Origin of the sequence: Tunicatimonas sp., from assembly GCF_049647865.1 — a bacterium.
Lineage (GTDB): Bacteria > Bacteroidota > Bacteroidia > Cytophagales > Cyclobacteriaceae > Tunicatimonas.
In genome coordinates, this window is record NZ_JBARYM010000790.1 from 1 (window position 1) to 14,449 (window position 14,449).

The window sequence follows — 14,449 nt, forward strand, 5'->3', positions numbered from 1 at the left end:
GTGTACAGCCACTTAAATCAAGCAGTTAGTACCATGGAAACCCAACGGGAAATTCTGAATGGGCTAATGAACCTGTACATGTCAATGCTTAGCAATAAGATGAATAATGTGATGAAAACACTCACCATTATCGCCACCATCTTTATTCCGCTCACCTTTGTAGCGGGGGTCTACGGCATGAACTTTCAAAATATGCCCGAACTATCCTGGGACTGGGGCTACCCTGCCGTTATGGGATTTATGCTCGTTACTGGCCTACTCATGTATATCTGGATGCACAACAAGCGCTGGTTCTGATAACACTTGGCCTTTCGGGATCGTTAGAGTAGTAAGAAATATATTTTTTAACGATTTAATTTTTTAGACGATGGCACAGCGAGATACAAACACGACAGGAAAACAAGCGAAAGGCGAACCTTCTGGTACCTCTCCTCAGCAAGATAAAGCTTCTATTAAAGAAGTAGGTGAAGTAGATTTGGAGCGGGAAGAAGAACTTCGGGAGCAATTTACCGATGGCCAAGGGAATCCCGACCCGAGTAAAGCACCATTAAAGAATCCAAACCGGAATACTGATAAGGTCAAAATTGACCAACCATCCTACGGAAGCAAAACCTAAGCACGAAGCCCCAATTTTGGGGCTTTTTTGATGAATACTTTCTGCTATAAAATAGAAGTGCATTCGTCTGTAGTTGACGAATCTATTTGGGAATACTTTCTACCTTACCACACTAGTGATTTAAGAGACTACTATGAGCGACATTACCACCATCTTCTTTGATGTAGGCGGCATTCTTTTAACCAACGGCTGGGACCACATGACTCGTGAGGCCGCCGCCGCCGTTTTTGAATATGATTATGAGGAAGCAGAAGAAAAGCATCAGCACTATGTGCAGAGCTTTGAGTGCGGACGCACGCTATTAAAGGAGTATCTGGATAAAGTAATCTTTACCCAACCTCGTCACTTTACCATTGAAGAGTATATCAATTTTATGGAGACTCAATCGAAGCCCCACCCCAAAAATATTGAACTGATAAGAAAACTAGCTAAGCAAGGTAAATACGAATTGGCGACCATCAATAACGAATCGTTAGCACTGAACGAATACCGAATTAAATATTACAAACTCTACGAATCTATTCCCCACTTTTTTAGCTCCTGCTATATGGGCGTAATGAAGCCTGATTGCGATATTTTTCAACGAGTTTTGTGGATTACCCATCGGGAAGGCCAGCAGTGTCTGTTTGTAGATGACCGACTGGAAAATGTAAAAGCCGCCCGAAGCTGTGGCTTGCAGGCAGCAGTAGTTGAGCAGCCTTCGGAGCTTAAGAATGTTCTTCAGGCTGCTGGAATACAACTGTAGCAGTTTACTAGGGGGCAGAGATAATATCTCCCGAGCCCGTTACAGAACTCTCGACCTGAGGATTTCCGTAGTATTTGATGTTACCGCTACCTCGAATTTCAGCTTTAAGCAATTCCGAAGCAAATACAGATGCATCGCCACTACCGCTAATACGGATGTCGCAAATTTCAGAATCTAATTCCCAGGCATCATAGTTTCCCGATCCTGACATACGAATTTCTTGTTCTACTATTTTGCCGACAATTTGAAAATCACCGGAACCACTACTTTCTACCAATAATCGAGTATAAAATACTTCCAGGTCCATATCACCTGATCCTGATACATCCAATTCTAACTCATCTCCGTCCAGAGAGGTCTGCCCATAAACATCTCCAGAACCATCGACACTAATAGCACTCACTACGGGCACCGTAATGTAGACGTTCACGGGGTTGTTGCTTTGGTAATTGCGGGAATTACTGATCTCTAACTCATTTCCCCTCACTTTGGTAGTAATAACCGGTACAATGTTATCGTCAGCTTCAACTTCTACTTGTTGGTTCGCTCCCTGGCTAATAATAACATTTGCCGATCCTTCTACTTCAATTCGGCTGAATGAATCTAAAATACGTCCTTCGGTAATCACATTATCAGAACCACGAACGGTCGGACCAACGCCAAAGCCATCGTCATCATCAATATCGATGTAACAACCGGTAGTAATAACAGTAATTAGCGCAAATAAGAAAATAGATTGGAAGAACTTCATAGCAGTCGTAATTTTGTTTTATACTACTATTACCAATTAATAGAGAGTTACCCTACCTGACTACTAAAAATATTTTGCCTTCCTTTGACTAAATAGTGAACGGATACCACTTCTGATCGCTTTTGCTGGACTCTACAACATTCTTTACAAAAGCCATTCCGCGAACCGCATCTTCAATTGTCGGAAAATCATCTGCGTAGGGAGGCACCTCCTCGTCGCTCAAGCGAGCTTGTAGCGTAAGAGCAACGTTACGGTATACGTTAGCGAATGCTTCTATATACCCTTCGGGATGTCCGGCTGGCAAGCGGGTGTTATGCATAGCGTGGTCTGAAAGGTAGTCGTGATCTCCACCGGTTCGGTAAATTTCTACCGGACGATCGGGCCACTTTACCAACAGGGTGTTAGGGTTCATTTGGTGCCACTCTATTCCTCCTTTTTCGCCGTAAGCGTAAATTTTGAAGGCATTTTCTTCACCTACCGAAATCTGGCTGGCGTGTAGCACTCCTCGGGCTCCGTTGTTGAAGCGGAGCAACACATTACCATCGGTATCTAGTTCGCGACCGTCACCAAAGGCAGTTAGGTCAGCGCAGAGTTCGGTAATTTGCAATCCGGTGATATATTCAGCTAAGTTTTCTGCGTGAGTACCAACGTCACCCCTACAATTACTAATACCAGCCCGTTTGGGATCAGTGCGCCACGAAGCTTGCTTTTGACCTTCGGCTTCCAACTTTTGAGCCAGCCAGCCCTGCGGATACTCTACTACTACTTTGCGAATCTTCCCCAACTTACCCGAACTCACCAAATGTTTAGCTTCCTTCACCATTGGATAACCAGTGTAATTATGTGTGAGTGCGTACAGTAGTCCGGTGCTATCCACCAGGGTTTGTAGTTCCTTGGCTTCTTCTAGAGTGAAGGTTGCCGGCTTGTCCGATACTACGTGAAATCCGTTCTCTAACGCTAGCTTTGCCGGAGGAAAGTGCATGTAGTTGGGGGTTACAATAGAGATAAAGTCCATCCGAACATCTTCCGGTAAAGCTTTTTCCCGTTCAATCATTTCCTGAAAATCACCGTATGCCCGGTCTTCCGGAAGGTAGAGTTCCTTCCCTGATGCCTTTGATTTTTCGGGCGTGCTACTGAAGGCTCCACACACTAACTCAATATGTCCGTCGAGAGTAGCAGCCATGCGGTGAACGGCACCAATGAAAGCACCTTGTCCGCCACCAACCATTCCCATTCTTATTTTTCGCTTCATACAATTGTCAGATTTATGTTGTGATTTTAATAAATAGAATGTTATAGATTAGCTTAAAAAATTACTTTTCTAAAAAATAGTGCATTGTTCACAAATTTATAAATTTGCAAAACATAAGCTATTTTTTTAGCCTGTAAAAGCATTTACTGTGTAGTATTATCGCATCTTTTAGGTAATTTTTGATATGGAAAAACACGATCGGAGGAAATTTCTAAAACAATCTTCCACAATAGTCGCTGGCGGTAGTATAGCGTCTACACTACCGATTGGAAGCCAAGCCGCTAAACTTTTTTCTGCTAACGAAAAGATTACTCTGGGGGTAATCGGTTGCAATGGTATGGGCTTTTCTGATCTGAAGGCTCATTTAAATATTCCTAACGTAGAATGCGCGGCGTTATGTGATGTAGACGCGAACGTATTAGAAAAACGGGCAAGTGAAGTAGAGAAGATGACCGGAATGCGGCCAAAAACCTACAGCGATTACCGAAAGCTTCTCGAGCAAAAAGATATTGACGCAGTAATTATCGGTACTCCCGATCATTGGCACTGCCTAATGATGGTAGACGCTTGCGAAGCCGGTAAAGACGTGTACGTAGAAAAGCCGATTGCCAACTCTATTGAAGAGTGTAATTTAATGGTAAAAGCCGGCGAACGTTATAATAAGATTGTACAGGTGGGTCAGTGGCAACGCAGCGATGAGCACTGGGATCAAGCGTTAGCTTACGTGAACTCTGGCAAATTGGGCAAAATTAGGCTGGTAAAAGCTTGGGCGTATATGGGTTGGGTGCCTCCTGTTCCAGCGGTGTCTAATCTTGACCAGCCACCCGCGGGAGTAGATTACAATATGTGGCTAGGGCCTGCGCCAGATCGCCCGTTTAATAAGAACCGCTTCCATTTTAACTTCCGCTGGTTCTGGGATTACGCCGGAGGGCTGATGACCGACTGGGGAGTACACCTAATTGACATGGTATTGGCTGGGATGAATGCTACGGCCCCTAAATCAGTTATTGCTTCAGGGGGAAAGCTTGCTTACCCGAATGATGCCCAAGAAACCCCCGATACCATGCAGGCAATCTATGAGTTTGAAGACTTCTCTATGCTGTGGGAACACGCTATGGGGATTGACTTGGGACCATACGGAAGAGGGCACGGGGTTGCCTTTATCGGAAACTTGGGTACATTGGTAGTAGATCGTAATAAGTGGGAAGTAATTCCTGAGACAGAAAAAGGAAAATATAAAACTGAAGCTTTACCAACCCGAAACCGAAGGGGAACCAGCGGGTTAGATAAACATGCCGTAAATTTTATCAATAGCATTAAGACGCGCGAAAAACCGGTATGTAGTATAGAAGTTGGTCGGTTAGCTGCCGTAAATGCTCATTTGGGTAATGTGGCGTTTAAGACGGGGCGTAAAGTATACTGGAACGATGAACAAGGTCAGTTTAAAGATGATAGCGAAGCTAACACACTACTCAAAGCCGAATATCACGGCAAATGGAAATTGCCTTCTGTTTAAACAAGAATTATAACCATACAATATATTTAATGAAAATGAGACACATTTTAGCCAGCCTATTACTAATATTTATCTCCTCATCGCTTGCAGCCCAACAGTTCAAAGAAGCCGACGAATACAAACCTGAAGATACTGAGTTCTGGGACCCTGAGCCTCAAAAAATTGATCCGGGTGAGAGTAACGCCACACCTCCTTCTGATGCCATTGTGCTCTTCAATGGAGATGATCTTTCTAAGTGGGAGAATAAAGACGGAGGTGAACCCGGATGGGAAGTTAACGGCGATCATTTTACCGTGAAGCCGGGCACTGGGGTTATTCGTACCAAAGATGATTTTGGTAGTTTTCAACTACATATTGAGTGGCGGTCACCTCAGGAAGTTGTAAGTGAGAGTCAAGGTCGAGGAAATAGCGGTATATTTCTACAGGGGTTGTACGAAGTGCAAGTACTGGATTCGTACGACAATCGCACGTATGCTAATGGGCAAGCTGGAAGTATCTACAAGCAGTCGCCTCCTTTAGTGAACGCTATGCGACCACCCACAGAATGGGAGACCTACGATATTATTTATTCTGCACCAGAATTTGATGAGAAAAACGGAGCCTTAGTAGAGGCAGGTTACGTAACTGTACTGCACAACGGTGTAGTAGTACAAAACAATACCAAATTACAGGGAACTACTGCCTATATTGGCACCCCCCAGTGGAAAGCCCACGGCGATGGTCCCATTGTTCTGCAAGACCACAGTAACCCAGTTAGTTTCCGTAACATCTGGATTCGCGAGTTGTAAGTAGTATTCTTAGTGTTAAAGTGTTTTAGTGCTCGGGTGTTAAAGTATTGATAGTTAGCGGTATTCGCTTAGCTCCGAACACCGGTTTATAATCTACTTAAATACTAATATCTCCAGCACCTTAACACTATAAAATCATAACACCGAAATAATGCTCTATAAAGTAATTAATATAGTGTTAACGCTGCTTTTTGCACTATTTTCCTACTTTCAATTAAATGACCCGGATGCTTTTAGTTGGGTATTTCTGTACGGGTTTGTAGCAGTGATGACTGGAATGGCCATCTTTAACCGGTATAATCTAGCCTTTCTTATCCCGGGTATTGCCATCTTTACGCTCTACTTCTTTTATCTTACGCCTGGCATTTTAGATTGGATTATTAGTGACGACAACTTGGTAGGAGTGGAGATGACAGACGATAAACCCTATATTGAAAAAACGCGAGAGGCATTTGGCCTTTTAATGGGTCTGACAGCACTATTGTTTGTATTGGCACAGCAGTACTGGTTTTATAAAACAAAATAGACAGGCTAATATGGTAAAGAGGGCGGGGATTGTAGGAGCGGGGATTGCAGGTATTGCCTCGGCTATTCGCTTAGCCAATAAGGGTTATCATGTAGATGTTTATGAGGCCAACACTTATCCCGGTGGGAAGTTGAGTGAAATTAAGTTAGGTGATTATCGTTTCGATGCCGGTCCTTCGCTATTCACACTGCCCGAATTAGTAGATGAGCTATTCACACTGTCGGGTGAACAAATCCAAGATCATTTTGAGTATCAGCATTTACCCGTCGCTTGCCATTATTTTTACGAAGACGGCACTTTTCTAAAAGCGTATGCCGACCGAGAGAAATTTTTGGAAGAAGTAAGTCAAAAGACTACGGAGTCATCTCAGACTATTCAGGCTGCTTTGGATCGTAGTTCTTATCTTTACGATACGCTATCAGACTTATTTATGAAGCGTTCGCTGCACCGCTGGCAAACGTTTGTGAATAAGAAAGCGTGGCGAGCCTACAGCAAACTGCACCGACTAGATTTTTTTCGAAGTATGCATCAGGCCAATCAGCAGCAATTTCAAGACAAACGAGTAGTACAGTTATTCAATCGCTACGCCACCTACAACGGTTCTAATCCCTACGAAGCCCCCGCCACAATGAATATTATTCCGCACCTGGAATTTAATATTGGGGCGTATTTTCCTACTCGAGGTATGTACTCTATCACCGATAGCTTATATAAGTTGGCTCAACGGTTAGGAGTACGGTTTCATTTTCAGTCTCAGGTAAAAGAAATCGAAACTGATAACTCAGGAGTGAAAGGAATAAACGTGGCGGGGGAGATACAACACTATGATGTGGTAGTGAGTAATATGGATGTAGTTAACACGTACCGTAAGTTATTGCCGAAAGTAAAACCTCCGACTCGACTGCTAAATCAACCTAAATCTAGTTCGGCACTTATCTTCTACTGGGGGGTTAATCATTCCTTTCCAGAACTAGATTTACACAATATCTTCTTCAGCCAGAACTACCAGCAGGAGTTTGAACACATATTTCAAAAGAAAACCATTTATCACGATCCAACAGTCTACGTTAATATTACGGCTAAGTACAAAACTGATGATGCCCCACCTGGCGCAGAAAATTGGTTTACTATGATTAATGTGCCTAATAATGAGGGGCAAGATTGGGATGCTTTGATCAATCAAGCCCGTAACAGTATTATAGATAAAGTTAGCAATCGGTTGGGGGTAAATGTGGGTTCAAAAATTGTAGCTGAAGACATTCTTGACCCTCGCACTATTGAGAGCCGAACTTCTTCTTCGCAAGGGGCTTTGTACGGCAACAGCTCTAACAATCGCTACGCAGCATTCCTACGGCACGCGAATTTTAGTCGTAAGATTAAGGGACTATATTTTTGCGGAGGAAGTGTTCACCCCGGGGGCGGAATTCCCCTTAGTCTACTTTCAGCAAAGATCGCTGTAGACCAAATAAAGTAATAACTGAAAATTAATGCTATTGAATAATGAAGTTATTGATCATCCCTCATTCCTCATCATTTAAGCTTTGATGCTAGCCATGGCCGAATCTTCACCAACCAATTGTCGGTATCGTTCGTAACGAGTTAAAATCTCACGAACGTAATTTACCGGCTCTGCTCCGCGCACGTAGCCCGATTTGGCCACCGGATCATTGTAGTATTCGGGCTTAGATTTCAGCAACAGATACTTTGATACATTAGCCCATTTATCAGGGTTCTCATCATGCTTGCGAGCTAGTCGGCGGGCATCTAATACGTGGCCCTGACCAGCGTTGTAAGAAGCTAGTACGAACTTGATCCGTTCCTGATCGTCAGAAATATATTTCTCCCAAATTTTATCTAGCCAGTTTAAGTAAGCTACCGCCGCTGCCAAACTTTGAGTTGGATTTCGCATATTGCTTACCCCGTACATCTCGCCGGTTGCGGGCATTAGTTGCATCAAACCTACTGCACCCGCCCACGACTCAGCATTAGCATCAAACTTAGATTCTTGATAAGCCTGAGCGGCTAATAATCGCCAGTCCCACTGTAAACTATCTGCCGCTTGCTTAATAATGTCATCGTAGGGTGAAATAGTATTGCCGGTAAGCGATGAATAATCGCTACGTACCCGACGTAAGTTCGCTTTAGGGCTTTTATAGTATTTGTTATAAATAACGTAGTAGTCAGCTTCTTGCTTCATCCCGCGTATCCAAGTATTAACGGCTTCTAAGAAATTGGGAGCATTCGCTCGCGTGGCCCAAGCAATTTTTTGCGGAAAGCTGATTGGAGTGTTTACATCAATAATAGAGTAATAGGTAGCGTTTACTAGTGCCAAGTCTTCTTTCGCTACAGTAAAATTAATTTCACCATCAGCCACCATTCTAATAAGCGTTTCTGAATCTAACTCCTTTTCTACAATCTTAATCTCACCGCCAATTTCTTCGGATAGATTCTCTAAGCGAGTAGCGTAAGAAGAACCAGCCGGAACCCATACTTCTTTTTCGTCTAATGCTAACGGATTACGAATCAGATATTCTTCAATTTGGTGGCGCTTTCGCTGTCGCCAGTTGGGGGGCTTGCGCTGAATAAGTACTTGCTTCACTTCATTATGATGCTCGGTAAAGGCAACCCGCTTTTTATGTTGAGCGGTCACTGCCATATTATAGGCAATAATATCTCCCTCGCCCGAATTCAGCATTTGAATAGCCTCCTCTACACTACTGGTTAGTTTAATGTTGAGTTCTAAGTCCAGCGATTGAGCCAATCGGTTTAGTAACTCGTACTCGTACCCCATCGGTTGTCCCCGGTAGATAAAGTATCCGGTAGAGCTATTATTAACAATAGCAATTAGAGTATCGCGCTTCTGTATCTGGTCTAAGTCTAACTCAACCAGAGCAGTAGCTTCTTGTTCTGCTTCAGTCTGCTGAATCATTCTTCCTTCTTCTTTGCAAGCAAATGCTAGAAGTAGAAAAAAGGAAAATAGAGCAAATTTTGAAGATACTATATCAAAAAATGTTTTCACTTTATTATAATTAAGATAGCACCTTCCAATCAGTAATCAAGAGCGCTACCTATGTAATCTCTAGTGTCTAGAACCAATATTCTGACTTTTCTTTAAATTATCTACGAATATTTTGTAAAAATTCGTAGAAATAATTAACGAAAGTCGTATTGGTAAGGTTTATTTTGTCTAACGATCAGAAATATTTTGCAGTTATAATACAAATATTACATACGTTATAAAATCTAAATTATAGAAAAAAATTTAATAATAAAAATAAATGTTTGTATTATTTTAATTTATTGTAGTTGAAGAACCTGGGTTTAATACTTTATACTAAGCTAGAGCTGAAGCTAAAAACACTAAAATATCAGGCAGTTCCGTCCCGAAGGCAGTTTCGTCAGGTTAGTGCAAATGGGTACCATAGCATACTATTATCGGTTGCTGGTCAAAGTCCTGTTGACATTGAGTTATTTCTAGGAATCAGAATTGATATGGTAGAAGACTTAGTATACCAATTCACTGATGGACTGCGAGAGTATGGCCCCTACAGCACTACCTTAATTGTTCCTGCTAGAAAAATATCCAGCGAATCGCAGTACTCCTATCAGTTGGCCACTGAAGAAGAAATTCCCGACGTTCTACATAAAATCATGCATTTTCTAAATGAGCGGGGATTTCCTTTTCTGAAGGAATACGGTAGCGTAAAAGTATTAAACAAACTGTATAACCAGCATCCTGAACAGAAGATGAGTTACGTGACGAATGAACTTCACCGAGCCTTGCGCGGAATAGTGTTGGCTAAACTTGATCAGCAACCTCGGTGGAAAGAACTGGTAGATCAGTATCGAACCAAACTACAAAAGCAAGGGCTACCCGAAGTGCAGATGCAAGGCTACGAACGACTAGTTCAGTATTTAACCAACTATTCATTTAGCTAGATAGTAAACCCGGACGCCGCTCTTGAGTGCGATTTACCGATTGCTCTTCTCGCCAATCATCAATTAACTTTTGATTACCCGAAAGAAGTACTTCCGGCACTTTCCAACCGCCAAACTCTGCCGGACGAGTGTAAACCGGAGGTGCCACTAGATCGTCTTGAAAAGAGTCGGACAAAGCGGAGGTTTCGTTGGATAGTACTCCGGGAATAAGTCGAATAATAGAATCGGCCAAGACTGCGGCGGCTAATTCACCACCCGATAGCACGTAGTCGCCAATACTAATTTCGCGCGTAATCAAATGCTCCCGAACCCGCTCATCCACACCTTTGTAGTGACCGCACAGAATAATCATGTTTTCCAGTAGCGAAAGCCGATTTGCTATCTTCTGAGTCAGTAGTTCACCATCCGGACTCATGTAGATAATTTCATTATACTTTCTTTGAGATTGTAAAGATTCAATACAACGAACAATTGGTTCAATCATCAGCACCATGCCCGCGCCACCGCCAAACGCATAATCGTCTACCTGCCCGTGTTTATTCACTGCGTATTCACGCAGATTATGGACTTGCACCCTCACAATCCCTTTATCTTGCGCTCGCTGAAGGATAGAATGAGAGAACGGACTATTCAGTAAAGCCGGAACACAGGTAATAATATCAATTTGCATAGCACTATCTTTTGAAGGTAAAGGTAAAAATGAGAACGAATTGTTCATAACCTGCCCCTGATCTAGTATTTTTGTTGAGACACAAATCCACTGAGAAGCAAGATTTCTGTTGTGGAACAATGCGTCTCAACCAAAAAATTTAACTATGAGAAAAAAGATTATTGCTGGTAATTGGAAAATGAATAAGACATTAGAAGAAGGAAAAGTTCTAACGTCTGAAGTAGTAAATATGGCGAAAGATGAACTGCGCGATGATGTACAGCTTGTACTTTGTACGCCTTTTATTCATTTGAGTGGCTTACAGTCTATGCTAGCAGATTCTACAGTTGCGTTAGGGGCCCAAAATTGCAGTAACTATGCTTCGGGAGCTTACACGGGGGAAACCTCAGCAGCCATGCTTCAATCTATTGGAGTAGATTACGTGATATTGGGTCATAGCGAGCGAAGAGAATATTTTGGTGAAACAGATTCCTTATTAGCGGAAAAAGTAGATATAGCACTGGAAAATGGTTTAACCCCTATTTTCTGCTGCGGAGAACCACTTGGTGTGCGAGAAAAAGACGGCCAGCAAGCTTACGTGCAACAGCAAATCGAAGAAAGCTTATTTCACTTAAGCACAGAAGATTTCGGTAAAATTGTAATTGCTTACGAACCTATTTGGGCGATTGGCACCGGTAAAACGGCAAGTTCCGATCAAGCGCAGGAAATGCACGCTGCCATTCGCAAGCAGATTACGGAGAAGTACGGAGAAGAGATTGCTAACAACACCTCAATTCTATACGGCGGAAGTATGAAGCCTGGCAACGCTGAAGAACTATTATCTTGCTTAGATGTAGATGGCGGACTAATTGGCGGAGCTTCCCTCAAATCACGCGACTTCGTAGATATTGCCAAATCATATTAAGTTAGTGTTCGTGTGTTAATGTGCTCATGTATTCAGGTCTTTAAAAATTTGAACTACTTGAACACGTAAACACCTGAATACATGGACACATTAAGTCGTGAAACAATACATCGCTGTAGAAATTAAGTGTGAAGAGTCGCTTCGAGAGATGCTAATGGCTGAATTGGGCGAAGTGCAGTACGATTCATTTCTAGAAACCGAAGATGGACTAGAGGCATATGCCGAACAAGAATCTTTCAACCAATCGCAGCTAGAAGAGATACTTCAGCAATACGGCTTGGCTCCTGCGGACTACCAGGTGCAAACGGTGGAAGAAAAAAACTGGAACGTAGAGTGGGAAAAGCATTTCACTCCTATTGTAGTAAACGATCAGTGCTTAGTAAAAGCAACCTTCCACCAGATTAAAAAAAAATATCCCTACGAAATTATCATTGATCCAAAGATGGCCTTCGGCACCGGGCATCATGCGACTACCTACTTAATGTTACAGTGGCAACTGGAGCTTGAACTCAAAGGTAAATCAGTGGTTGATGCGGGTTGTGGCACAGGAGTACTGTCTATTATGGCAAAAAAGCGAGGGGCGAACCAAGTCATAGCCTTCGATAACAATGAGTGGGCCGTAACCAACAGCCAGGAAAACTTGGAGTTGAACCAATGTTCGGAAATTCAGCTATTTTTAGGCACGATACAAGATGTAGAGATTAAACAATCTACCGACATAATTCTGGCGAACATAAACCGCAACGTGCTGCTGGAAGAAATGGAGTTATACGTACAAAGGCTCAGTTCCACTGGACAACTTTTACTTAGCGGATTTTTAGAAGCTGACCAAACCCTTATTGAACAAAGAGCATTGCAAGCCGGATTACAGCCGGTCGGAGTAAAATACCATGACGGTTGGGTAGCGCTGCTGCTTGAGCGGATATAAAGTAAGAACATGATTAATCATGTTCCCACTAAGCACTACAACATCTCCTTAAAAAGTACATCCCTTACTTCCGTGAAATTATTGTGCGGATATAATTCTGCTTCTGGCTAAATTTTTTCGTTGATAAAACGTTATAGTCTAGACAGGTACGTGAATAAACTAGTGGTATGAAGGCGAAGTATATTTTCTTCACATTATTGCTGTATACGCAATTAAGTTGGGCGCAACGCTACGAGTTTATCGATAGCCTTACCTACGGTGATCAAGTTCGAGAGTGGTTTTCTCAGGCCAGCGACAGTAGCACTATCAAATTAGGCGAACAGTTTGCGATTTTTTGGGATGGCGGTGCGTTATCTTCTGCTCAAAAAGATACTCTAGCTGCGGTAACTACCCAAATGTTAGCTAAAAATTACAAGCTAAAACCTTACTTGGTAGATCTTCACGCAACCGTACTATATTCAGTAGATTCTGCTAATATTAGTGCTGCCAACCTAGATGCTATGCTGGGGATGCTCAATAAAATGCTGGCCTACTATGATCGCCGACAGGTAGGCTACAGCTTAGGTACACTAAAATCTTTCTTTGCAGAAAAGGCTCTACATCGGGTCAATTTCAACAAATTATACGCTGAAGCGGATAGCTACTCATTTGAATTTATTCAAGCACCCGAAGATGAATTCATACCGGAAGAAGATCTTAACGAAGGAGAAGATGAATTTTTGAGTGAAGAAGATCTGTGGGAAGCAGATACGGAAGAAACCACTGAAGAAGATGCCTGGAGTGATGATGCTTGGGGAGACAACGATACTTGGGCTGACGAAGATTGGGGGACTACTGCTGACGAAGCATTACCTGAAAGCGAAGAAGAGGAAGAAACCGATATTCTGGATTACTTAATTCAGGAGCCTGTTCAGCCCGAACTGACTGGAGCTATTATGCGCTTCCAGAATGTAGATTTTACCTTTACCACTACGTACGATACAGCCCACCTCCGTGAGGCTAACGGTGCTATTATGCTAAAAGATCAGCTATTTGTAGGCGAAGGCGGAAAATTTGACTGGACCATGGCTGGCCTAAGCGAAGATTCAGTGTATTGTACGCTAAGCAAATATAACTTTGATATTAGAGCACCTAAGCTAAATGCTGAAAAGACAGCAATGACCTACGTAGGCAAGATTAGCGGTCCGGTAGAAGGACTGTTTGAATTTGCTAGTCAGCGCCATCAGAGCCTACGAGATGCTCGCTACCCCCGATTTAAGAGCTACCGTAGCGATATAACGGTTAGCATTTATGAAAAGCCAGAAATTAATCCGAACCAAGTCTCTCTCATTGGCGGATTCTCACTAATAGGTAGCCGAATTAGTAGTGCTTCTTTTTACGAAGGCGAAACCACAGTAGAAGTACGCGAGAAGGGCGGTCTAAAGTTTAAAGCTACTTCACTACGCTTCGGCATTACTGATTCTTTAATGACTAGTAGCCAAGCAAGTGTAGCCATCTACCAGAAGAATGACTCTATCTATCATCCGGCAGTTCGGTTTAAATATATTTTAGACTCCTCGTATTTGGTACTGCAAACAACCAAAGGCGATTTTAAACGCACCCCTTTTATGTCTACCTTTCTTAAGATGGACATTCGGGCCGATATGGTTCAGTGGAATTTACAAACCGATAGTTTAGCTATTTCTACGCTTTCGGCTCGCGATAAAGTGCCTGTTCTATTTGAGTCGCAAGAATACTTTAGCGAACAACAGTTTGACCAGTTAGGGCGTATGTATGATTTTCATCCGCTTATTATGGCGGTAAGCTACGCTCGT

Annotated in this window: 14 protein-coding genes and 1 pseudogene; 11 read left to right on the forward strand and 4 right to left on the reverse strand. The window is 42.7% G+C overall.

What is annotated here, in order from left to right:
- The 3 genes from WBA23_RS22900 to WBA23_RS22910 all read left to right on the forward strand — a co-directional run.
- On the forward strand, positions 1–297 hold a 297-nt coding region (locus WBA23_RS22900; RefSeq protein ID WP_424584603.1), incomplete at its 5' end, for a CorA family divalent cation transporter.
- Between the two features lie 70 nt (positions 298–367).
- Positions 368–616 (forward strand): hypothetical protein, encoded by a 249-nt coding sequence (locus WBA23_RS22905; protein ID WP_424584604.1) that lies wholly within the window; start codon positions 368–370, stop codon positions 614–616.
- A gap of 133 nt (positions 617–749) precedes the next feature.
- Positions 750–1,361: an HAD family hydrolase gene (locus WBA23_RS22910; protein WP_424584605.1), complete on the forward strand. Its 612-nt coding sequence runs from the start codon at positions 750–752 to the stop codon at positions 1,359–1,361.
- Between the two features lie 7 nt (positions 1,362–1,368).
- Here the strand turns inward: WBA23_RS22910 and WBA23_RS22915 are convergent, their stop codons facing one another.
- Both WBA23_RS22915 and WBA23_RS22920 read right to left on the reverse strand, forming a co-directional pair.
- Positions 1,369–2,112: a head GIN domain-containing protein gene (locus WBA23_RS22915; RefSeq protein ID WP_424584606.1), complete on the reverse strand. Its 744-nt coding sequence runs from the start codon at positions 2,110–2,112 to the stop codon at positions 1,369–1,371.
- A gap of 88 nt (positions 2,113–2,200) precedes the next feature.
- Entirely contained in the window at positions 2,201–3,364 is a 1,164-nt protein-coding gene (locus WBA23_RS22920; RefSeq protein WP_424584607.1) for a Gfo/Idh/MocA family protein, read from the reverse strand.
- Between the two features lie 184 nt (positions 3,365–3,548).
- On the opposite strand from WBA23_RS22920, the gene WBA23_RS22925 reads away from it, so the two are divergent.
- The 4 genes from WBA23_RS22925 to crtD all read left to right on the forward strand — a co-directional run bounded on the left by WBA23_RS22925 (position 3,549) and on the right by crtD (position 7,668).
- Positions 3,549–4,880, forward strand: a complete 1,332-nt coding sequence (locus WBA23_RS22925; RefSeq protein ID WP_424584608.1) for a Gfo/Idh/MocA family protein — start codon at positions 3,549–3,551, stop codon at positions 4,878–4,880.
- Between the two features lie 35 nt (positions 4,881–4,915).
- Complete coding sequence (locus WBA23_RS22930; RefSeq protein ID WP_424584609.1) at positions 4,916–5,668, forward strand: 3-keto-disaccharide hydrolase; 753 nt, start codon at positions 4,916–4,918, stop codon at positions 5,666–5,668.
- A 151-nt stretch (positions 5,669–5,819) separates the two neighbouring features.
- The gene (locus tag WBA23_RS22935; protein WP_424584610.1) at positions 5,820–6,194 is read left to right on the forward strand and encodes a transmembrane 220 family protein; all 375 of its coding nucleotides are present in this window, start codon (positions 5,820–5,822) and stop codon (positions 6,192–6,194) included.
- A gap of 10 nt (positions 6,195–6,204) precedes the next feature.
- The gene (gene crtD / locus WBA23_RS22940) at positions 6,205–7,668 is read left to right on the forward strand and encodes a 1-hydroxycarotenoid 3,4-desaturase CrtD (protein WP_424584611.1); all 1,464 of its coding nucleotides are present in this window, start codon (positions 6,205–6,207) and stop codon (positions 7,666–7,668) included.
- A gap of 60 nt (positions 7,669–7,728) precedes the next feature.
- On the opposite strand, the gene WBA23_RS22945 is transcribed toward crtD, so the two are convergent.
- Entirely contained in the window at positions 7,729–9,213 is a 1,485-nt protein-coding gene (locus tag WBA23_RS22945) for a transglycosylase SLT domain-containing protein (protein ID WP_424584612.1), read from the reverse strand.
- A gap of 287 nt (positions 9,214–9,500) precedes the next feature.
- Between WBA23_RS22945 and WBA23_RS22950 the strand changes: the two genes are divergently transcribed.
- Positions 9,501–10,133 carry a hypothetical protein gene (locus WBA23_RS22950; protein ID WP_424584613.1) on the forward strand — a complete coding sequence of 211 codons (633 nt, stop codon included), beginning with the start codon at positions 9,501–9,503 and terminating at the stop codon, positions 10,131–10,133.
- On the opposite strand, the gene trmD is transcribed toward WBA23_RS22950, so the two are convergent.
- The gene (trmD, locus tag WBA23_RS22955) at positions 10,126–10,803 is read right to left on the reverse strand and encodes a tRNA (guanosine(37)-N1)-methyltransferase TrmD (RefSeq protein ID WP_424584614.1); all 678 of its coding nucleotides are present in this window, start codon (positions 10,801–10,803) and stop codon (positions 10,126–10,128) included. The genes WBA23_RS22950 and trmD overlap by 8 nt on opposite strands.
- 145 nt (positions 10,804–10,948) lie before the next feature.
- Between trmD and tpiA the strand changes: the two genes are divergently transcribed.
- The 3 genes and pseudogenes from tpiA to WBA23_RS22970 form a co-directional block, all read left to right on the forward strand.
- On the forward strand, positions 10,949–11,707 hold the full coding sequence (gene tpiA / locus WBA23_RS22960; RefSeq protein ID WP_424584615.1) for a triose-phosphate isomerase: 759 nt from the start codon (positions 10,949–10,951) through the stop codon (positions 11,705–11,707).
- 97 nt (positions 11,708–11,804) lie between these two features.
- On the forward strand, positions 11,805–12,635 hold the full coding sequence (gene prmA / locus WBA23_RS22965; RefSeq protein WP_424584616.1) for a 50S ribosomal protein L11 methyltransferase: 831 nt from the start codon (positions 11,805–11,807) through the stop codon (positions 12,633–12,635).
- Positions 12,636–12,802: 167 nt separating this feature from the next.
- A pseudogene (locus WBA23_RS22970) lies at positions 12,803–14,449 on the forward strand (hypothetical protein); the annotation flags it as partial.